We start from the raw sequence: 21,156 nt of genomic DNA on the forward strand, positions 1-21,156 counted from the left end.
CTTGAACTTATTAACTGTTATAGTCCGGGCTGAACTCGTTACTTTCCGCGGCAGCGCTCACCTGTTGATCCTGCCACTCACCATAAGTGGTTTTGGTACCGTCAATCTTCCAATCGTTACGACCATTGGCAGCACGTCCAACCACCATGGCTGCAGCCGCGCTGGGGCTGGAGAATGCATAATCCTTGATAAAACGGCGGAGGCCATTACCAGCTTCAACCAGCAATCCTTCATCACATAGTTGCTGATGCAGCTTCTGGTAGTTATGGGCAGGCCCTGCCCATTCCCTTCGTGCCAAGGAGCCTTTCAGAACAAAGAACTCCCCATCAACTTCCTGCCCCTGAGCACTGATACCGTGCCTCGGGACTTTCATGAAAAACTGAGGCGAAGACTCCAAAGAACCCGGTTTTTGTGGTTCATCACTTTTTGGCGGTCTGGTCGAGTCTCGCAGGAAGTCGAAACCAAGTACCGGTAGCACGATGCGAATCTGCTCAACAAAGAACGCCATATCGGCCCGGTCGGATTCCGGCAGGTTGCCGTAATCATGCGACGTGCCGTTGATCAATTTGGCGCGTCCGACGTCCCCGGCATTTTTGATCAACAGGCTCTCGAGGTACTTTACATGAGCTTTGGTAAGATTCTGATCCTTGCTGGTAATCAGGCAGACACGCTCCCAGAAGTCCTTGCCGCCCTTGTCTTCGGGGCGGTTGTGCTGCTTGAGGCGCGTGGCCACATCGTCGCTTTCGCCGATGTAGACCAGCGGGCGCAGGCTGTTGTCGGGATCCGGCCCGACCAGGAAGTAGATCCCGGTGCGGCCACACTCCGGGCGCTGCACCAGCTCGCTCAACTTGCTGCGCGGCCCGGTGAGCACATGCCCCGTCCAGTTCATGATCTCGGCGGTCAGCAGGCCGTTGGGCGTTCCGTCCACCAGAAAGAGTCGGATGCTGCGCCCCTGGGTCATACCGCCTCCATGCGGGTTTCCTGATCGGCTGGCGCCGAATCAGCCGGTGGCGTCCAGCCCCGCACGTCGATCTTACCGGTGACGGCGGCGGAGATCAGGGCTGAGCGGCGCTCTTTAAGAAGCTTCATATTTTTACTTGCTTCTTCAACGAGCTGATCAAAACCTGTGGATGCACGATCTATATAATCTGCGATGCTGGCCTGTTCATCCACCTGGGGCTCGAATAACCAGAACTCTACCGCATCCGAAATATTGAACTGCTTCTGCGCTGCCCCATACTGAACCATTTCCACTTGATTACGGATTAGGCGGCTGTTCATTACAGCACACAGCCATCTTGAGTCGTAGCCGCCTTTCTTAATAAGCATGACGGAGGCGCAGTTCCCACCTTCACACTCTGGTGGAACCACGGCTGTTACGCCTGGGTAGCCAACACGCATCGTCACAACATCACCTGCTTCTAGCATGGTTTTTCTGTTGCGATGGCTATCTCCTAACGAGATTTTTCGAGCTTTATCAACCTCAATATAACCTTCCCTGATCTCTCCTCCATAAATAAAGGGAAGTCCTTCTTCAGCAAGGTAGCTGCTAGGGTTAACGACAATGCCTACAGTGATAAATGGCGATACATTTTTCAGCCGCTTCCTCACCCAATGCGCCGGCACCTCACCCAACCACTCTACACCGGAGTCCTTCATCGGCACGTCGGGGTCGAGGCCCTTGGTCACGGCATGAGAAATTACCGCCTGGCGCTTCTCCTTGAGCAGCGCGATCAGGCGCTGCTGCTCCTCCACCAGGGCGTCGATGCGGGCGGTCTCGTGGTCGAGGAAAGCGGCGATCAAATTTTGCTCAGATAAAGGTGGAAAGCACACCCTTAACTTGGGAATGTCCTTCATCCCTATGTTTAGCTGGGTGTTAGAATTAGATTTTTGAGTTATTTGGAATTGCACCTCTTCTGACTTAAGAGCGTACTCAAAGAATGTGGGTGAGGCTTTTATAGAATCAATCTTTATAAGGGCAAGCGGAGACCAAATGCTGAATTTAACTTCAGTTTTGACACGAGCTACTTTTCCAACAGAAGCAGCCTTCCCCATCAGAATGTCATCTTTCTCCGGGAGAGATTTTTTTGAAAACTCTTGATGATCTTTTTCTGAAACATACCGACAGTTTTCAAAGACCAATTCACCGTTCTGTATACCATCCACGGAAAGGAAAGGTACTCCCTCACCTAGAAACTCTGGTGTAGAGTGGGGGCCGTCTGTTACTGGGCACCTTAAATTGCGTGACAAAGCGCTTATTAGCCAATGCGCCGGCACCTCGCCCAGCCACTCGACGCCGGAGTTCTTGTATTCGGGGTATTGCGGAAAACTCATGCCGACAGCTCCTCGATCATCGCCTTGATCCGGTCGGTGCAGGCCTTGAGGTCGGCGTCGATGGCCTCCAGCGGGCGAGGCGGCTCGAATTTATAGAAGTGCCGGTTGAAGGGGATCTCGAAGCCGACGATGCCGATGCGGCCGTCCAACTCGTCGCGCTTGTCCTCGTCGATCCAGGCGTCGGGGACGTGGGGCCTCACCTCGCGCGCGAAGTAGTCGAACACCGACTCGTCCAGCGGCACGTTTTCAAAGTCGCGCAGGCCGCTATCGGGCTCTGGGTTGCCCTTCTTGTCGGTGCAGATGTCGGCCTCGGGATCACGCTCGGAAAGCGCGTTGAGGATGGCCTTGAGGACCGGGGCGCCGACCTTGAGGCGCTCTTGTTTCAGTTCTGTCTTCAGCGCGGCCTTCAGGTCATCGGTGAAAGCGTCCCGGTTGGTGTAGCAGCGCTCGGCGTCCAGGCTGGCGCAGGCGGCGCTAATCGCTTCTTTGTCGGCCTCTGGGAGCTTCTGGATAGCCTTCTCGTCGTCGAGCTTGGCCAGCCGCTCGGGGCTCGCCTGGAAGTTCAGGCGCAGCGGGCGCTCGACGGTGATGCGGCGGTAGCCGAAGGCCTCCACCGGGAAGATCTTGCTCTCCTCGGTCTCCTGGAAGGCGCCATAGCCGCGCACGATCTCGTCGATGTCGCGGTCGGTCACGTACTGGCGCTTGCTGCCCAGCGACTTGCGCATCTTGGTGTAGCGCGCGGTGGCGTTGATCAGCTGGACCTTGCCACGGCGCTCGGCCGGCTTGTGGTTGGAGAGCACCCACACATAGGTGGCGATGCCGGTGTTGTAGAACATGTCCGTGGGCAGGGCGACGATCGCCTCGACCAGGTCGTGCTGCAGCAGGTAGCGGCGGATCTCGGACTCGCCGCTGCCGGCGCCGCCGGTGAACAGCGGCGAGCCGTTGAGGATGATGCCGATCCGCGAGCCGCCGTCCTTGGGGCTGCGCATCTTGCTGACCAAGTGCATCAGGAACAGCAGCGAGCCGTCGGAGACGCGCGGCAGGCCGGGTCCGAAGCGGCCGTCGTAGCCCTTCTGCTTGTGCTCATCGGTGACCTGCTTCTGGACCTTCTTCCACTCGACCCCGAACGGCGGGTTGGCGAGCATGAAATCGAATTTCTCGCCGGCCAGCTGGTCGTCGGAGAGCGTGTTGCCCAGCTTGATCTGCGAGACGTCCTGGCCCTTGATCAGCATGTCCGCCTTGCAGATGGCGTAGGACTCGGGATTCAGCTCCTGACCATGCAGCGAGACGGTGACGTTATCGCTGACCTGCTGGATGTACTCGTCGCTCTCGGAGAGGAAGCCGCCCGTTCCGGCGGTCGGGTCATAGACAGTGACGATGCGATGCGGACTTAGCTTGTCATCGCGCCCGGTGAGGGCCAGCGAGGTGGTCAGATGCACCACGTCACGCGGGGTAAAGTGCTCCCCGGCCGTCTCGTTGGAGCTTTCGGCGAACTTGCGGATCAGCTCCTCGAAGATCACGCCCATGCCGTAGTTGCTGATGCGCTCGGGGCTCAGGTCGATACTGGCGACCCGCTGCACCACCTGGTAGAGCAGGTCGTTGGCGGCCAGCTGCTGGACGAAGTCCTCGAAGTGGAAGTGATCGAAGATCTCGCGGGCGTCCTGGCTGAACGCCTGGACGTAGCTCATCAGGTCGTCGGCGGTCTGGGTATCGGAGAGCGTCGCCAGGCTCAACGGTGAGGCGTTGAAGAACTGCTGGCTGGCGGCACGCAGCAACAGCTTCTCGCGTACCGCATCGGGCTTGCTGGCGTGCTCCTGGGCGGCGTCCAGCACCTTGGCCTTGGTCGGCTCGAGCACGCACTCCAGACGCCGCAGTAGGGTGAACGGCAGGATCACCCGCCCATACTGGGACTGCTTGAAATCGCCGCGCAGCAGGTCGGCGACGGACCAGATGAAGGCGGCCGTCTGGGAATGGCTTTCGGTATTCACGAAATGATGTCCTGAATGGTCCGGTGTGACTGCATCGGCTAAACATCATACATGCTGGAATCAGGAACCAAAGTGGGAAACAGAGAGCATGGAAGCTGTTTTCGCGCCCCCTTCCGAGGCAGAGTAAGATCTGCCCGGTACACTGACCGGGCCAGTCCTGCCGGGCTGTCTCAATGCAATCACGAACTCGCCAGCAGAGTCAGATTGGCATCGCGTCGCCCAGCGTTATCCTTGCGATGGGGTGATGGCTCGGCATCAGCAGCCTGTTCATGCGTTGAGATACCAGCGGGTAAAGGCTCCCCGATCCCTGGGAGGGCAGTCGCCGCCAGTCATTACCCGGTAAAACACATGTTTTTCAGCAGCACTGTGCAGCGATCCGCGATCCATGGACCCCACGCCTTGGAGCATCATGGATCATTGATGGGTGAATCGGGTAGAAGCGCCAAGGCCTTCTGTCGGGCCTGAGCAACTGTTCCCGGTGCCTCGAAGGCATTGTCAACGGCGGCACACAGGTTGGCACGTGTCTCCCGGTCCAGCGGGCCCATGGCCCGCCGGATTGCTGTGATCAACTCATCTCCCAGATCCCGCCCCACGTCATCACGCAATGAGCCAATGATGATTTCGATCTCGTGAGCCGGGCCCGGCATTGGCCAGTCCGGTTCTGTGTCTTTGGCCGGGGAACAGGGGGAACACGGAGAACGCTCAGGAATCACGGGGCTTGCAGACGTTCCCGCGGTATCTGCCGGGGGAGAACAGAGGGAACGGTTGAGTCGTTCAAACAGATCGGCAATGGCCATCACTCACCCCCTGGGTCGGGCGGATGCAGTACAGGTTGTAGAGGCCACCGGATACGCGGATCTTCTTTGAACGTTTGTCCCGGTCTCGCTCGACTATCCAGCCGGCTTCATCCAGAGCCGTCAGTCCACGCTTGAAATCAAAGCCCTGCAGCGCTTCATGCAAACCATCTGCCGTAAACAGATAGACTCGGCCTTCAAGCGTATCACGCCACCAGCCAGCCCGCTCCCGCACTACGCTCACACCGGTAACAGAAGGCTCGTTATTGATACCGGCAAACCGCGCATCCCCATGGCGAGTAATGAAACTCTCGACAGCCTGCAGAATTTGCCGGGTCTCGGTCTGACCTTCACCGCGAAAATCCTTCCAGTTTGCATAGGCGGCCATGGCTGCGTTCAGGGCTTCGCCTGGTTCCCAGCCCGTCAGGCCGTAATCGGTCGCGGCTTCTCCGGCCATGCCTATCAGCGCCAGCGATGTAGCGGCTCGTCCTTCCAGACTATCCCTGGCCCTGAAGCCCTCCATCCGGCTGAAGTCATTCAGCCTGTCCGGCAGGTACGCCAGGCTCTTTTCATCGGCAAGCAGGTGTTTGATGAACTCCGGGCCGAGTAGACCATGATGTCGGCTGACGGCACCCTTCAGGTGGTCCGAGAAAGCGCGGCCATCCGGCAGATGGTGCAGGGTATCGAACACCCCATGCTGTCGGGAGACAGGTATATCCAGCAGACGCACACCCTGGCCGGCCTTGGAACGCTTACCCCCTTCCGCCATATGCGCGACCAGCGAGCGTTCCCCACTGGATAGCAACGGGACACGCCAGCGGGCGGCCAGGCGGGCGCTTCCACTACGCGCAGCACGAGTCTTGCCAGTGCCATTACCCAGCGCATAGATGATATTGCCGACCTCATGAGGGGAGGCTTCACCGATTTCGTCGAGAATCAGGCAGGTGTCATTCAGACCAGCGGCAATGCCTTCAAGGCCATTGCCCGTGGCCCGCCAGGTCCGGATGAAGCCGGCGCCTCCCCAGACACTGCCAGCCACCTGCAGCAGGGTACTCTTGCCGGTGGAGGAATCCCCTACGAAGTGCAATCCGACACCGGCGCGGTTGGTCAGAGAGAGCAGTGGCCCCGTCAGAGCCGACGATACCGCCAGCACCAGTAGCGGATTGCCCGAGCACAAGGCCGCCACTTCGCTACGCCAGCCCGGTATGTCACCACGGGAGATGAATTCATCGTGAACCGCATGGCCACTCTGGAATATTACGTCATCGGCGCCCAGCGTCTGGCGCGGCATGACGAAAGCCCGCCCCTGCGGTGTGCTGTGCCAGCCGACACGGGCCGCGGCTATCAAACGGCGGCGAGGCTCACGACGGCTCAGCCAGATATGCAGTAGCTTGTGGGCACCGGGATCAATACGTACGCCCATCGCCAGCAATTCTCCGCGCAGTTCTTCCCCATTGCCTTTCAGCAGATGCATCGGCATCGCCCACTCACGCCACTGGCCGTAGGGATTGCGAAATCTCAGCATCAGACCGAAGTTTTCAGCGCGTTCGTCACTGGTCAGTGCCTGCACATGAATCGGACTGCACAACCACTGATCGTATTCCGTCGCCTCACTATCACCTCGAGCTCGTTTGAGACCGTGGTAGTACAAGCCGGGGCGTCCTGTACCACCATCGCAGGTGGTGATGTAATCATCGTGGGTCATGAAGGCAGGACGATGCTTGATCCGAGGGCGCAGCGGTTTCGGAGGGGGGGCGGTCAACGGGTCGATCGCCTCGCCCACCAGAGAAGTTCCCGCTGTTCCCTCTGACCTTTCATCGAGGGAACGGCTGGAGGCCACGTCATGACCGGATGTTCTCCCTGTTCCCTCCAGTTTTTCAGTATCCGGCAAGGCATCAGGGATGGTTCGAGGATCATCGCTCATGCGACCACCTCCCCAAGTGCACAGCACTGCCGGTCATTGAAGTCGGAACATGCGCATTCAGCGCAGGGGAACTCGGGCCAGACGATCCGGGCACCAATCGCCAGCGCTGCTTCCCGGCCTTTGGTCAGTCCGGCATTGCCGGACTTGTAGCGGTCGTTATCGGCGGCAACGATGATTGCCACGCTGGCGGGCAGGCGGCTACGCAGGGACCGGGCCATGGGCAGAAGATTGCCGCAATTCATGGCAGCGACCACCGGCTGACCCACTGCCTCGTGGAGCGTGGCAGCGGTCGCCCAGCCTTCGCACAGATAAACAGTGTCAGCGCCGGCAATGCGCCCGAGTAGTGACGCTGCTCCCCTGATACGTCCGCCAGCCATGAAGCGTTTACTGCCATCGGGTAAGATGCGCTGAAGATTCACCAGCTCACCACCAAGAAACAGCGGTACCAACAGCATGTCGCCGCGCTGACGCAGGCCATGGGGAGCCAGTCGCTTCTTCAGCAGGTAGGGGTGATGGGGGTCGGCAGATTCGGCAGCGGCCCACCAGCGGCGGGCCTGCTCGGCAGTTCTGGTCCATTGCTGGCGCTGTTCGGCTTCGCGCTGCTCCTTCGCCCGCTGATAGGCCAGTCGGGTCTCGAGCGTGGTGGTGGGATCAACCCTGCCGCCAGTGATGACGGTGTGCTGCTCTCCAGTATGCCAGAAGCCGAACACGGCCACGTCCAGCGATGGGCAGACGTACCAGCCGCAGCGGTTGCCGCGCTTCTTGTCCGATGCGTCGAAGCGGTGAATCACACCATCAGCATGAACCGTGAGCCCGGTGACGCCACATTCGGCCAGTGCTTCGAGCAGTGCGGGCTCGATGGTGGTATGCCTGGGAGGCGCTTTCGGCGGCGCTTCGGTACGGGGCCGACCTCTTTCGAGAGGCCAGTCCTTTTGCGTCGTGTGGGTCATGCCTCTCCCTCCCCATCCAGCAGCCCGCATTGGTGCAGGCCATTACGGGCTGGAGTTTGCCGCTCTTCGTTTTGCGCGGGATCGTTCAGCATGCGCTCGGCAGGAAGCCAGACAGTGCCAACACGGACGTGGGCGGCATAGGTGCGCAGGTCGATATGGAGCGCGGCTGTATCAGTCATCGCCAAACTCCTTATCAAGCCGGCCCAGGGCAAAGGATGAGCGGCTGCTCAGGCTGTCGGCCAGCAGGTTTAGAGCAGTCAGCAGACCGTCGCGGTGAAAACCATTCAGCTCGATTTCTTCATTCAGGTCGGCTTGTAACAGCGAGACGATGGCGCAGGTTGCATGGGCGCTGTCGTGCAGTTCATCAGCACAGCCCTTCAGGCAGGCGCGGGAAAGCTGGTAGCAGTCAGTCAGGGTCATGCCGACGCCCTCCCGGCCACGTGGGCCTCAGCCGTACTGCCGTAGGCATCGCCATCGGCCAGCCAGTCCAGCACGTCCTTAAGTCGGTAGCGTACGGCGCGGCCACGCTTTACGAAACGCGGGGCAGGGCGACCTAACAGGCTACCGGTGGTGCGGGCCTTGCGGGCGGTCGCAGGCTGGGCGGGTATCAGGTGGGGGAAAATAGCGGTTTCGGGCAGCTCAATCAGTGCCGGGTCGAAGCCGTCGCGATAGCGGGCTAGAGCGCTGGCGAGAATGTCGCCGGGGGATTGTGTCTTGGTGGGCATCGAAGCGTCTCCACGTTGCTGGTTGACGCTTCAATGGTGACCACGGTCGGGGCTGCCGTGGTTTAGTTGAACTCGCCCTCGGTCCAGTTTCAGTCCAGCGGGGCTTTTTGGACTCGGGGAAGTTGCTTGAATCGCTCGCCTAGTGTATTGCGCGACGCGGGCGCCTTCATGTCCTGGGCTTGGCAGTCGTCTAGCACCTGGTCAGCAAGCCGGAAAGGCTCCTCCAGCTCCTTGGCTCCGTACTGCACTGCCAGCAGCGTAGCGATGATGCGCTGATAGGTGCCTTCAAGCCGAGGGTTTAGCTCCTCGCTTTGCTGCTGACGTTTGGCCGGCATGACGCGCAGCGCCTCGGGTATGTCATCGTCAGCAATGCCTGATGCCTTCAGCCAGCGGTAGACCTCTTGGCGCTCAAAGGTTAAGTGTATTTCGGTGTAGGGGAGTCGACGCCACGAGTCATCAAGGCTAGGCGGCCAGTTCGTAATGAAGATTCTGCCATAATCATTGTATGGATCTTTTGTGTGTTCCTGCACTAGATCTCGCGTGTACACCTGCACGAAACAGGGGCTCAGCTCTCCGTCCCTCGCCGCATCAGTGATGACTCGGCGCCACTCCTCAAATTCCTTCTCATGGTCGTGAACATCTCCTGTTTCGGCTAAAGAAATATCGAAACCAGCCAGTAATGCCGCAACATCCTCACTGCTCATACGGCTGGCAACGTGCCAGGGTGAAAGTGCCATGCGCTACTCCTCACGCACTCCAAGTAAAGGATGGCTGGCGGACGTGGTGGAGTTACCACGCTTTCGGATGTACGGCCCTAGCCAGCCAAAGGGAGCGGCGGTTGCCGCATTGTTCAGTCGTCGTCGAGCGTGAGTTGACGAACATGAATGCCCATGGCGCCGGCCAGTCTCTTCAAGGTGGCGTAACGGGGCTTGGCGTCGGTCTGTTCCCACTGCGCTATCTGTGCCTGTGACACGTCCAGACGAGTCGCCAGCCCGGCTTGAGTCATGCCCAGGTATTCGCGCCAGCAGCGTACCAGCGGCACGTCGTCGACCAGGTGGCGGCTAACGATCTCGTGGGGCAAGGTCAGGGCGTCGGTTTCGCCGGCACGCTCGACCAGTTCGGTAAACTGCTCTAGGGGAACCACGGCGAAGCGGCGGCCAGCCTCCTCGCTGATACGGTAATCAATAGGTGCGCTCATCGCGTTTTTTCACCTCCTCGATGGAGACCACTTGAACCTCTGTTTCCACGTCAAACAACACTCGATAGCGCCCCACGCGCAGGCGGTATTGGTACTGGTGGCGGGTAAGTGGCTTGATGTCGTGGGTCTCTTTACATTCCGGCCATACTGCCAAGCCGCTCACGCTTTCGATAACCGTGGCGCGGTCTGAAGCGTGCAGCTTTTTGGCCTGCTTGGTGGCTTTAAGCGTCCAGTGGACTTGATGAGTCATAAGTTTTTATAAGTTTAAGCGTTGGTTGAGACAACGGCAAGCGCTGGCGCTTCTTCGTGGCTGGCGGCCTCCTCCTCGGCTGGCCCTTTGGGCACTGCCTTGGCGAACGCCTCGACGGCATCGCGGGCATGGTCCGGCCGCAGGTGGGCATAGAACTTGATCGTGGTCTGAATGTCAGTGTGGGCCATCAGCTTGGAAACGGTCAGCAGGTCAACGCCGGCCATCACCAGTTGGCTGGCGAAGTTGTGCCGCAGGCTGTACAGCAGCAGGTCATCGGGCAACCCGGCCAGCTTGCGGACGGCCACCCACGGCTTTTGCAGCGCGGTGGCGCTCATGCGTTTGCCGTTGCGTGGTGACGGGAAAACCAGCCCAGTGGTCGGCTCACCCTGCTGGCGGTGCCAGGCCTTGAGCACGTCCACAGCCTCGGTGGACAGTGGGAAGGTCTGGGGCTCCTCGCGGTGGTGAGCGGTCTTCTCAATCGTCTTGCGAATGGTGCGGAATTTCAGATTGACGTGATCCCAGCGCAGCCCGAACAGGTCGCCCGGCCGGAAGCCGGTGTAGTACATCGTCAGAATCCAGGGCGCGACGTGATCCACGTAGGCGACGTCATCCAGGCTGGGCAGATGCGCCTTGCCATGGGCGCGGCTGCTACGCCGCTGCTCTCGCTTGGCCTCTTGATACGCCGCTAACCCAGAAAACAACGCCTTCACCTCCTCGGGCTCAAGGTGGCGCCGTTGCGATGCCTGTTCGGCCATCCTCTCCTCGGTCATGGCTGGCCGTTGCAGCTTCACGCCTTTCAACGGGTGAGCCGGTATCACCTTGCGCTCGGCAGCGTGGGCCAGCAGGCCACACAAGGCGTCATAGGACCGCTTCAGGGTGCCAAAGGCGCGGGGCTTTTCGGAGGCCTCTTGTTGGGCCTGCCAGCGCTCAACGTCGGCGCGGGTCAGGCTGCCCATGGGCCTATCCAGCCAGTCGGCAAAGTCATTCTCGATACGACGCAGGTTGGCGGCACCATCCTTCTTACGATTCTGGAAGGCGGCATAGGGGCCGGACAGGTAGGCAGCAAGCGTCTGCTGCTGCTGGCGCTCCTCCTCGGCCTTGGCCTCTTCCAGTACCGCACGGGGGTCGCCGCCCTGGGCGACAATGGCCAACGCATCCTTGGCCTGGGTGCGCGCCTCGGCAACGGTACGGGTGCCGTAGCGGCCAATGGTCAGGATGCGCTGCCGGCCTGTCCTGGTGCGGTAGTAAAGCCGAAAGGTCAAGCCGCGCTTGCTGGGGCGCACATGGAAGCCAGGTAGCTCGGTATCGAATACGCTATCGGCCGGGGGTGCCTTGGAAAGCCGCTCCAGCGCCTTGGTTGTCAGCTTCAGCTTGTTTTCGCCCGCCATGCCCGGCACCTTTTTCCAGGTAGCAAATAGGTAGCAGAAGCAGGGTATAACGGGCCTACATGAGCAACAAGAGGAAAACAGGCGATCATCCGTAGTAGATTGTTTTTTATGGGATGGTTGGTGAATCTTGTTTCTGGCTGTTGATGCTAAAATACGTTGTTAACGCATTCGTAATGCGTAGGTCGGAGGTTCGAATCCTCTCACCGGCACCATTTTTACCTTCTATATCAAGCAGTTATGGCTTGCTCAAAGGTCGTAATTTGCCCTCTGACATGATTTTCGCGCCAAGTGTCAACGCCTTTACCGGGTTAAGTCTTTGTGCTCCGAGTACAGAAATTCTGCATCGGCAATGGCACTACTTGTCGGAAAGAGGCGATTGTGTTCATGTTTGATTGACCATCTCTTGTCATTTGTTTCGGGCTGAAGCCAAAAGCCCCGGCTACTGAAGCCGGGGAAGATGTTATTAAAATCCATATTACTCATGTGTACTTAGACGCATGCAGAAGCTTATAGGTGTCTGAGCTTCTCCCGTAGCTCTATTCACAAAATAAACAGTCAAGTAATTACGCCAGCGTGATTCTCCATTGTTACCAGTATCTCCGGATTCGGAACTCAGTAACCAACCATCACAAATGATCCCCCGATCCTCTACTGTAATAGTGATAATGGGATTCTGAATATCAAAAGGAGCTTCAAAAATCACCTGCCCTTCGGTTGAACGATCAATGCTATTAAAGGCTTCCTGACCGCGTTGCAAACCATCATCTCGGCAGCAAACATCCATGGGGATGGAGGTTATTGCTTGTCTGCCATTGGGTAGTGGCGACATACCAACCAACCCGGGAGCCATCTGGGAACTCTCATCCCAGTGGAGACGCAACTCCTCGTAGAGCCCTTCTCCATAGCTTTTGGTACCTTGATCATCAGTAGTGACCTGAGCATCCTTGAGAAAGCGGAAAGGATGATTGAATACGGTGGCATCCCCTGTTTCAACGTCACTCCTGCCAGTCAATTCAATGGCGCCAGCTCCTCGCAGCTGTAATGCCGGAGCACCATGCTCATTATGGCCACTTTCCAGCCTCAGGGGTTCATAGCCTGACCAGGCATCCAGCCGCTGAGTGATACCATTGTTGTCAAGCAGAGTGCTATTACCTGTGCCACTATTAATCTGAATTCCCCCGTAATCAAAAGATACGCCACCAAAGAGACCACTCGTTTGGCTATACCCTTCTTCTGTAAGAGGAGGTTCAAAAGGATTGGTGTAGATATTGCCAGCATGAAAGCTATTACTACCTGCCCAATTGCTTTTCGTCTGTTGACTATCACGGACGACTAAAAGCCTTGTTGGATTTCCATCGGCATCATAACCGCCACAGTCTTCAAACCAGTTACCATAAAAGGCAATACTATACATGGTTGCCGAACTTACTAATGGGCCAGGGCCGCAATGCTCCCATATGTTGTCGGCAATAGTTGCTCCGACCAGCTCGCCTGTATAATGTAAGCAAGTGTCGCAAAATTGCATGCTGTTTTTCTGAAAGCTTACGGTAGTCGCCAGACTTGCTACACTATAAGCTACAAAATTACAATAAGTGAATGTGCATTCTGAGACCCTGGAAGCAGCGGTAAGCTGCCCAAGTGCGGCATAAAAATTATGGAAAGAGCACCGTTGAATGCGATGTACGTAACCATTGGTCCTGAGGCAGGTTGAACCTGTTGATTCGCGTGAATCCCCAAAGAAGGAAAGATCGGTGGCTTCCATTACATGAAAGAACATCCAGCCTGCTTCGCTAAAACCAATGGTTTGGCCGTCTGCGTTGGGTGGGTCAACAGATACATCGCTATCCGGATCATCATGAGATGGGTCGTGTTTCAGATTAGGGCCCGCAAAAATACCAACATTGTCTTCATTAACTGCGAACCAGTCAAATGCACTGCCTTTTAAAATAATCTGGACAGGATTTTCATTTCCATTTTCATCTACTTCAGTATGTTTTACCATCGTATCAATCATGAAACGATGGTTGGGGAAATAGAGAGTTCTAAGCCCCGAGGCTAGCATGGTACGGCATATAGGACCTGTGTCGGTCTGGCCAAATGGATCAGCTCCCCAATCCAGCACGTTGGTGCCGTCGGAATCTCCCCACTCACGCTTGAACCTTGCTCCGTTTGAAGTTACCAGGATACTTCCGCCATTATCCTCACTCTCAGTGTCTGAAGCATCATAATAATAAATTCCGCCGCCAAACCCTTGGTAAGTATGATAGTTGGTTTTTACTCTCTCGCCGTTTTCAGAAGGAGTGTAATCTCTCAGATCGTCAACGTTGACGAGTAGTGTAGGCATGGCCGCATAGATTGAATCACTCATGACAGACTCCTTGGGTAATTAAATGCAATAAAAAAGCAATTGCATGACTTAGCTTACCAAGCTCCTGGAGTTGGGTGTATTTGTCCTGAGTGTCTTGTAATAGCTTACACTGGCCAAGTTGTTAAGGTGTAAGATCTGACATTTATTCTTTAAATGCCAAGGGCGTGCTTGCAGATAGAATATCTTGGCAACGGGATCTGCCAGTATTCATGAGGCAGCCAGACTTATTTGGATAAGCTGCTCTCTGGTAATTTCACTTTCGATTGAGCTGGTTAAAATAAATCATTGGTATTAGGGAATAATGGCCTTTAGCCAGGTTTGGATTTTTTCTGCTGCTTTGGATAGCAAGGCCTGACGAAGAAATATCCGGTCCTGTTGCTTACCAGTCGCCATACCCCTTCAGGCCGGTATGGCATCGGTCACGAAATCCATGAAGATTCTGACCCGGGCAATGCGCCTGAGGTCGGCGTGTGTCAGGAGCCATGGATCGGTACCCAGCTCCGGGAGGGGAGTACCGACGCTGCAGCGTGCTGGACCGGAATCACCGAGATAGCAAGGCAGAACACCCTGTCCGATGCCCGAACATATGGCGGCCTTCATGCCCAGCATAGTGTCGACCCGGTAGTGACAACGCGCCTCCGGATGTTGCGTTGCTATCCAGGCTTTCAGCGCCGGATAACCGAGTTGCTAGTCCGGCCCTGCCCATGGTGGAAGTGTTGAGGATGCGTTAGTTTCCGAGACAGTGTCGCACTGTTGGTAGACCGCCTGCTCGATTCGAATGACCCTCCGACCTACCAGACTCTTGGGTGGCTGTGCTCAGGGCCGGATGGCGATGTCCGCTTCGTGGCGAGAAGACTGAAGAAACGAGTGGAAATCACTAGATCTACTGACGGGCTCTTTCACACTGATGTGGTTGTTGGCGGGTGGACGGCGTTAATGGTGGTTTACGCAGGTCGCTATGAACCGGAAGCGGCGTAATGAGTCTGCCGAGTGTCGTCCTCGGCGAAGTCCGAGCAGGTCGCTTGTCAGGGAGGAAAGAGAGGGTATTGCTGTTCATGATCCTATCAGCCGGCCATCCCATCAGCGAGTAGCCGGCTGCCCGGTTCCGGGAAGACCCCATTAGCGGCTTGTCCGGGCCTCGGCTGGGTCTGCCGATGGAAGCTGCAGCCATCCGGCTCGTGTCGCAATTGCGGCAATGACGGCCACAATTCCCAGTGTAATCGCCACATAGAGCCAGGAGTAGCCCGCGATCAGCAGGATGGGGGAGAAGGTCACCAACATGATTTCGACCGGGGCCCCAAAGATGTAGGCCAGTGCAAAATCGTCGAGGGTCCGGCTCTTCAGTCGGGGGTCGACAATCCTGAGCAGAGCGATGCCCATCGCCACGGTGCCCGTGAACCAACCCCAGCCGAACAGACCCTTTTCGAACCAGTACTCCCTGAACAGGCAGGGAGCGACGTAACGGAAGAAGCAGTAGCTGAAGATGACACCGAATATCATCAGTACCAACAATGGCATGAAGTAGGCGGCTACTACCGAGAGGTTGATGGAGGCAATGCCGAAAGCTACCAGCACGTCAGTGGCACCACCGCCGATGCGGTTGATGACGGGCGCGCTGACATAGTGGTGGGCACCGCCCACCCGCATCAGTGCATTGAGACCCAGCCCTACCAGAAAGGCCAGAGCAAAGGCCGGCGCCGAGAAGTCGAACAGTGTCGCGATCCACCCCTTGAGCCAGAAGCTGGCACCGGCGACTGCGATGACCAGCAGCAGGTGAAACAGCAGCGGCTCGATTGTCATCGACGAGATCGTTTCCACGCTCTCGCTCTCCCGCTTGTCGGCAGGTATCAGGCCGGTACGCATTTCAGCGGGCAGCGATCCGAACTCGCTGATGAAACTGGTTCTCCCACGCCGTGAATTGTGCCGAATGATGGCGATGCCGCCGATGATCGAGCAGAGTACCCCGACCGTCGCCGAGGTCATCGCCAGCGAAGTGGCTTCCGGCCAGCCGTGCGCTGCGAACACCTCACCGATCGCGGCGGCTGTACCATGCCCGCCGACAAAGCCCGTGGCCAACAACAAGCCAAAGCCTTCCGGCATCGACGACCAGAAGGGGGCGAAGAAGACCAGCGCGAACAATACGCCAGCCCCATACATGCCGATCAGGGCCATGTTGCCGAAGGACCACATGCTGCCGACCCGGCCAGCAATACGCCTAAGCGGCACGCGTTGCGCGGCAAGGCCCAGCGAGCCGAAAATAAAAGCAATCAAAATGCCCGGGTAGCTGGCCATGTGGGCTGAAAAGCCCAGCCAGTTTATGCCATTCGGGCCCAGTAGCAGGCCCAGCAAACCGGCCGTAATACTGGCCGGCAGGAAAAGCTTCTGTAGCCAGAGGAGACGAGCACGCAATGCCACGCCGGCCAGCAGCAGTATCGCCATGAGAGCGGCGTCGCTCATCAGGGTATCCAGGGAAAATGTCATCTCATGCTCCTGTCTTGCCTTGTTGTTGTGGGAAGAGTCGGTATCAGCAGCGGGTAGAATTCCTGGGTGGATTGATAGGGTGGCCGAGAGCGATCAGTTCGCTCACACCTTTGAACCTGTCTTGCCGAAGCGACTGAAGCGGTAGGGTTCGGGATCCACAAGAGGAGTACTGCCCGTGACCAGATCCGCCATCAGCTGACCCGCGCCGGGGGCAGTGCCGAAGCCGTGACCGGAGAAACCGGTCGCCAGATAAAATCCCGGGAGGGTATTGATCGAATCGATGACGGGTACCGAGTCCGGGGTGACATCGATCAGTCCGCCCCAGCGCTGGGCGATCTCGATATTCCGGAAAAAGGGCACCGCGTCACTGATCTGGCGCATGGCCTCCTTCAGTACTCGGGAGGATGGCATGGGATCGAGCACGCGCTCCCGCTCGAAGGGCGAGATGTCGTCATTTGACCAGCGGCGGTGATGCCATGCCTCCTGCCACAGCCGTGCATCAAGGCGCAGGCGGAACTCCTCACGGCTGGTACGCATCATGGGCAGGAAGTCGCGCAGATAGCGGAAGCTGTCGGGCACGATCGGTGCCAGCGTGCCGCCCCGGTGCGCAATGGTATAGCCGCCATCCGCGCGCTTGCGAAACGAGAAGCCGCTGGTGCCCAGAGCCGCTTCGGGGCCGCCTGTCATGGGGGGCGTGCGCATCACCGAGCCCAGTACCTTAAGCTGCGGCAGGCGAATACCAAGATGCCGGCAGAACAGCGACGACCAGGCACCACCTGCCAGCACCACCGCTTGCGTACGCACCCGGCCGCGCTCGGTCACTACGGCATGCACCCGCCCGGACTGAGTTTCGATGCCGCGCACGGCGCACTGTTGCAAGAGGGTCGCCCCAAGGCGCATGGCGCTGCGGGCCATGGCGGGAGCAACAACATCCGGCTCGGCCCGGCCATCATCGGGAGTGTAGAGCGCACCCACGAAGGCCCCGGGTTCGATTCCGGGCATGTAGCGGGCAAGCTCTGCGGCATCCAGCAATCGTGAACTGACGCCGTAATGGCTGGCCCGTGCCAGCCAGTCTCGTTGTTGGGTCAGCTCAGTCTCGTCGCGACAGGCATATAGGATACCGGTGCGTTTGAAGCCGATTTCTTCCGATAGCTCTGCTGCCAGCTCGGGCCAGCGGGCCAGGCTGGCCATCGCTAAGGGGATCTCGCGCTCGTCGCGCCCCATGGTGCGACACCATCCCCAGTTGCGGGAGGACTGCTCGCCGGCGATCACGCCTTTCTCCAGTAGGGTAGTCCGGACCCCGGCACGCGAGAGTGCCCAGGCCGTGGAGACCCCGATGATGCCGCCACCGATGACAGTGACATCGGTTTCTTCAGGCAGCTTTGGGGAAGAGTCGACCGTCTGGATATGCGGATACATGGCGAGCCTGTTGTTATTGACTGATGATCCCGACATCTATCACTGCGCGGGAAACGCGAACAATCGAAACCACCGGCGGTGCTTCCCGAGGGTAAGTTTTACTCATATAGTGAGACGACGCTCAGATGTCTACGGCCGGGAGCCCCTCATGCCGCAACCTGCTCATCTGCCCCTTGAAACGGACCGCCCGGATGTCGCCGGTACCCAGACTCTGGAGAGGGCTATGCAGCTGCTGCGTGCGGTGGCCGCTCAGGGGGATCGTGGCGCCACGGTCGAGATGCTGCGCCAACACTCCAGCCTGTCACGCGCAACGCTCTATCGGCTGCTGCTGAGCCTGCGCCGTCAGGGGCTGCTGCGGCAGCCCTATCCCCGAGGCGCCTACTTTCTGGGGTACGAATTGCTCTCGCTCGGCGCCCAGGCGGGTAATGCCAGCGGCCTTCGGGAGCTGGCACGTCCGGCACTTTTGCAACTGGCCGCCCGCTTCGGGGACAGCTTCTTTCTGCTGGTCCCGGATGGCTACTTTGCACTCTGTCTGGAAATGCAGGATGGGAATCGGCCAATACGCTGTTTTTCCCAGGCAGTCGGCGGCCGCATACTGATGGGAGTCGGGCAGGCCAGCATTGCACTGCTGGCCGGTATGCCTACTCAGCAGCGCCAGATGATTCTTGCGCACAACACGCCACGGTTGACGCGCGAGTATCAGCTCGACATGCGTCGCGTACGCCGGCAGGTCTCCCGGGCAAAGCAGCGGGGCCACGCCTACAGCGCCGGTGGGATCGGTCTGGACGGTTATACCGGGGTAGCGGTACCCGTACGAACTGCGCAAGGGAGTGTGGCAGGTGCCCTCAGCTGTGCTATTGAAATCTCCAACATGACTCGCTCCCACCGGCATGCGCTGGTGACAGCTCTGAAGCATCATGCCGCAGAAGTCGGCGAGCGAACGGGTCAGTTGTTGCGATTGGCATAATCCACCGGCTGCAGAAAGATTCCATCAACCGGCTCGATAATGATCTTCACGTCGTTCGATTCGTGCTTCTGCCGTCCCGGGCCGACACTGCATTCATCAGGAAGATGCAGTGCCCTTCGGCACGCCTTTGAGGATGAACAGGAGTACGATCATGAAAACCCGCAACCGTCTGAATACCCTGGCCGCCATTACTTTTGCTGCCCTGTTGCCAACTGCAGCACTGGCCAACCCCGTTGATATCAGCTCGGGCGAAAGCGCTGCTGTCGCCGAGCATGCTGCAGGACTCTCCCAGCCTCTCAATCGCCATGATGTGGCACTCGGTGGCCCGACCGTTCAGGTACCGCAGCTGGCCGCCGATCAGCAGGGTGAGAGTGCTGCCCTGAGCGCGCTCCAGCAGCGCAATGACCAGCCGCTCAACCTCGGTCATGGCCGCATACTGACCACTCGTTTCAGTCCTGCTGTCAATCCCGATCTGGTGGGTGGCGTGAGTGCGGCCATGGCCCAGACCGCTCCCTATCAGGCTGCTGCCCCTGTGCAGAATGTAGCCATCGACTGAGTGAGCATGAAACAGGCACCCCGAGCGCTTCGAGTCCCCCTCGAAGGCCGGGGTGAGGCTTTTGGCCCATACGCACTGATGCGTGGTGTTTTTCAGACCCGTTTGATCCAGGGGGAGACAGCCTGAACCGGCCTGCGGATAACAAATGTTAACTCGAAGATGCTGTCAGGTTCCCCAGACCCGCTACACTTTCATCGATTCCATATCATGTGAGGTCTGCAAAAACAGGAGGAGATATGTACAGCAATATGCCACGCGATCTGGACCAGTGCCCGAGTTGCGGTGGTACCGAGGTCAGGATCAGGAGAAGCATGGCGCCGGATTCGATAGTGAACTGTGCTCACTGCGAGTCAGCTTTATGCAAGCTCTATGAACTCCAGACATCGATTGCTGAGACAGCTCACCTGAAGATGGCCGAGGCGATGAGCATGCCGAAGTCATGAGCCGGCTCCATGCTGATGGATGAGGGGCCGCCCGATTCGGGCGGCCCTTTTTTTATTCAACGCCAACCTGAATCAGTCTCTTTCGATATACCTTTCCCATGCAGATCTCTTCCTGCGATAGGAAGACGGTAGTGCTGGTGCGTGGTGCCTGCGCTTGCCAGTATCCGCTGGTCATCCTGTTTTCAGGTCTCCGGAGGCTCTGATTTTCAGGAATACTTTTCTGATTTAGACAAAAGTCAGGCTATACGTCGCTTCCTTGAATACTAGTATATCAGTTCCGGGTGCCTGCCCATTGCCAGGTTGATCAAAGTGGGTGCCTGACTCAATCACAAGGGAGTGCAAACAATGAAATCATTTCTCTCCAAAGGGGCAGGTCGCCTGCTGGCAGGCTCCATCTGTATGGGGGCCGTGCTGATAACCGGTCAGGCTTATGCTCAGAGTTCTGCCACCATCAAGGTCGCCAGCTACTTTGCTGAAGAGCATCCTCAGAACGTGGCTATCCGGGAAAAGTTCAAGCCTTATGTCGAGAGTCATTCCGACATGAAGGTGAAGATCTATCCCAACAGCTCGCTTGGAGATGAGCGGCAATATACCAATGGTGTGCGCACCGGCAGTATCGAAATGGCGATCTCCGGGATGGGGTTGCAGACAGCCGATCCCCGGATCGGTTTTCCGGAATGGCCCTTTCTTTTCGAAAACTATGATCAGGCCCAGTCCATGCTCAATGGACCGGTGGGAGAGAAGATCGATCCGGCCTTTCGCAAGCTGGGGGTTGAGCCACTGGCATGGACAGCCAATGGATTCCGGGTGTTCTCCAGTAATCGCAGGATCGCCAGCATGGAGGACTTTCAGGGATTCAAGCTCAGGATGCCCAACCTGAAACTGTATGTGCGTGTCGGGCAGGCCCTGGGGGCCAATGTGCAGACCATGGGGATGTCTGAAGTGTATCCGGCACTGGAGCAGGGCGTGGTCGATGGTCAGGACAATCCGCTGGCCACCCTTTACCGCTCCGGCTGGTATGAAGTGCAGAGCAATGTGCTGGAAAGCCGGCACATGTTCAGCCCCAATGTCTATCTGATGAACAAGCGATTTTACGACAATCTGAGTGAACAGGATCAAAAGGTCATTCAGGAAGCATCGCATCAGGCCATGGAAATGGAGTGGCAGTTGATGCGTGATTCTGCAGAAGATATCAAGCAGAAACTCAAGGCAGCGGGACTGGAAGTGACCGAGCCCGGCCAGCAGTTTCATGATCAGATGGTGAGTGCCATGCAGCCCATCTATGACGATTTCGAACAACAGTACGATTGGGCCAATGAGTGGCTTGAAATGGTACGGAATCAAACGGAAAGCTGAAGGGTAAGGATCGCC

19 protein-coding genes are annotated in these 21,156 nt (G+C 57.9%); 3 read left to right on the forward strand and 16 right to left on the reverse strand.

Features of this window, described 5'->3' with window-relative positions; all coding sequences use genetic code 11:
* Nucleotides 1-10 precede the first annotated feature (10 nt).
* From FY550_RS01620 to FY550_RS01695, 16 genes are all read right to left on the reverse strand, one after another.
* Nucleotides 11-961 carry a GIY-YIG nuclease family protein gene (locus FY550_RS01620; protein WP_149054315.1) on the reverse strand — a complete coding sequence of 317 codons (951 nt, stop codon included), beginning with the start codon at nucleotides 959-961 and terminating at the stop codon, nucleotides 11-13.
* The gene (locus tag FY550_RS01625) at nucleotides 958-2,334 is read right to left on the reverse strand and encodes a restriction endonuclease subunit S (protein ID WP_070981070.1); all 1,377 of its coding nucleotides are present in this window, start codon (nucleotides 2,332-2,334) and stop codon (nucleotides 958-960) included. Before FY550_RS01625 ends, FY550_RS01620 begins: the two co-directional genes overlap by 4 nt.
* Complete coding sequence (locus tag FY550_RS01630) at nucleotides 2,331-4,322, reverse strand: type I restriction-modification system subunit M (protein ID WP_070981074.1); 1,992 nt, start codon at nucleotides 4,320-4,322, stop codon at nucleotides 2,331-2,333. The genes FY550_RS01625 and FY550_RS01630 overlap by 4 nt, the downstream gene beginning before the upstream one ends.
* 407 nt (nucleotides 4,323-4,729) lie before the next feature.
* Nucleotides 4,730-4,969, reverse strand: a complete 240-nt coding sequence (locus FY550_RS01635) for a hypothetical protein (RefSeq protein ID WP_070981076.1) — start codon at nucleotides 4,967-4,969, stop codon at nucleotides 4,730-4,732.
* 127 nt (nucleotides 4,970-5,096) lie between these two features.
* Nucleotides 5,097-7,040 (reverse strand): DUF927 domain-containing protein, encoded by a 1,944-nt coding sequence (locus FY550_RS01640; protein WP_149054316.1) that lies wholly within the window; start codon nucleotides 7,038-7,040, stop codon nucleotides 5,097-5,099.
* Nucleotides 7,037-7,990, reverse strand: a complete 954-nt coding sequence (locus tag FY550_RS01645; RefSeq protein WP_168169363.1) for a toprim domain-containing protein — start codon at nucleotides 7,988-7,990, stop codon at nucleotides 7,037-7,039. Before FY550_RS01645 ends, FY550_RS01640 begins: the two co-directional genes overlap by 4 nt.
* Nucleotides 7,987-8,169: a hypothetical protein gene (locus FY550_RS01650; RefSeq protein ID WP_070981081.1), complete on the reverse strand. Its 183-nt coding sequence runs from the start codon at nucleotides 8,167-8,169 to the stop codon at nucleotides 7,987-7,989. The genes FY550_RS01645 and FY550_RS01650 overlap by 4 nt, the downstream gene beginning before the upstream one ends.
* The gene (locus FY550_RS01655; protein ID WP_070981084.1) at nucleotides 8,162-8,410 is read right to left on the reverse strand and encodes a hypothetical protein; all 249 of its coding nucleotides are present in this window, start codon (nucleotides 8,408-8,410) and stop codon (nucleotides 8,162-8,164) included. Before FY550_RS01655 ends, FY550_RS01650 begins: the two co-directional genes overlap by 8 nt.
* Nucleotides 8,407-8,715, reverse strand: a complete 309-nt coding sequence (locus tag FY550_RS01660) for a hypothetical protein (protein ID WP_070981086.1) — start codon at nucleotides 8,713-8,715, stop codon at nucleotides 8,407-8,409. Before FY550_RS01660 ends, FY550_RS01655 begins: the two co-directional genes overlap by 4 nt.
* Before the next feature lie 89 nt (nucleotides 8,716-8,804).
* Nucleotides 8,805-9,452, reverse strand: coding sequence for a hypothetical protein (locus tag FY550_RS01665; RefSeq protein ID WP_149054317.1), 648 nt, complete (start codon nucleotides 9,450-9,452; stop codon nucleotides 8,805-8,807).
* A gap of 113 nt (nucleotides 9,453-9,565) precedes the next feature.
* Entirely contained in the window at nucleotides 9,566-9,913 is a 348-nt protein-coding gene (locus tag FY550_RS01670) for a helix-turn-helix domain-containing protein (RefSeq protein ID WP_070981092.1), read from the reverse strand.
* Complete coding sequence (locus FY550_RS01675; protein ID WP_070981095.1) at nucleotides 9,897-10,163, reverse strand: type II toxin-antitoxin system RelE family toxin; 267 nt, start codon at nucleotides 10,161-10,163, stop codon at nucleotides 9,897-9,899. The genes FY550_RS01670 and FY550_RS01675 overlap by 17 nt, the downstream gene beginning before the upstream one ends.
* Nucleotides 10,164-10,177: 14 nt before the next feature.
* Nucleotides 10,178-11,551 carry a site-specific integrase gene (locus tag FY550_RS01680; protein WP_070981097.1) on the reverse strand — a complete coding sequence of 458 codons (1,374 nt, stop codon included), beginning with the start codon at nucleotides 11,549-11,551 and terminating at the stop codon, nucleotides 10,178-10,180.
* Between the two features lie 475 nt (nucleotides 11,552-12,026).
* On the reverse strand, nucleotides 12,027-13,919 hold the full coding sequence (locus FY550_RS01685) for a hypothetical protein (protein WP_139148758.1): 1,893 nt from the start codon (nucleotides 13,917-13,919) through the stop codon (nucleotides 12,027-12,029).
* A 1,119-nt stretch (nucleotides 13,920-15,038) separates the two neighbouring features.
* Nucleotides 15,039-16,400 (reverse strand): sodium/glutamate symporter, encoded by a 1,362-nt coding sequence (locus FY550_RS01690; protein WP_070981104.1) that lies wholly within the window; start codon nucleotides 16,398-16,400, stop codon nucleotides 15,039-15,041.
* 102 nt (nucleotides 16,401-16,502) lie between these two features.
* Nucleotides 16,503-17,855 carry an NAD(P)/FAD-dependent oxidoreductase gene (locus FY550_RS01695; protein ID WP_199287831.1) on the reverse strand — a complete coding sequence of 451 codons (1,353 nt, stop codon included), beginning with the start codon at nucleotides 17,853-17,855 and terminating at the stop codon, nucleotides 16,503-16,505.
* A 112-nt stretch (nucleotides 17,856-17,967) separates the two neighbouring features.
* Here FY550_RS01695 and FY550_RS01700 point away from each other — a divergent pair, with 112 nt between their 5' ends.
* From FY550_RS01700 to FY550_RS01710, 3 genes are all read left to right on the forward strand, one after another.
* A complete protein-coding gene (locus FY550_RS01700; protein WP_070981108.1) occupies nucleotides 17,968-18,786 on the forward strand; it encodes an IclR family transcriptional regulator in 819 nt (272 codons plus the stop codon).
* A 151-nt stretch (nucleotides 18,787-18,937) separates the two neighbouring features.
* Nucleotides 18,938-19,342: a hypothetical protein gene (locus FY550_RS01705; protein ID WP_070981111.1), complete on the forward strand. Its 405-nt coding sequence runs from the start codon at nucleotides 18,938-18,940 to the stop codon at nucleotides 19,340-19,342.
* 788 nt (nucleotides 19,343-20,130) lie between these two features.
* Nucleotides 20,131-21,141 (forward strand): TRAP transporter substrate-binding protein, encoded by a 1,011-nt coding sequence (locus FY550_RS01710; RefSeq protein WP_233350251.1) that lies wholly within the window; start codon nucleotides 20,131-20,133, stop codon nucleotides 21,139-21,141.
* Nucleotides 21,142-21,156: the final 15 nt, after the last annotated feature.

It is taken from the genome of Kushneria phosphatilytica, from assembly GCF_008247605.1.
Taxonomy (GTDB): domain Bacteria; phylum Pseudomonadota; class Gammaproteobacteria; order Pseudomonadales; family Halomonadaceae; genus Kushneria; species Kushneria phosphatilytica.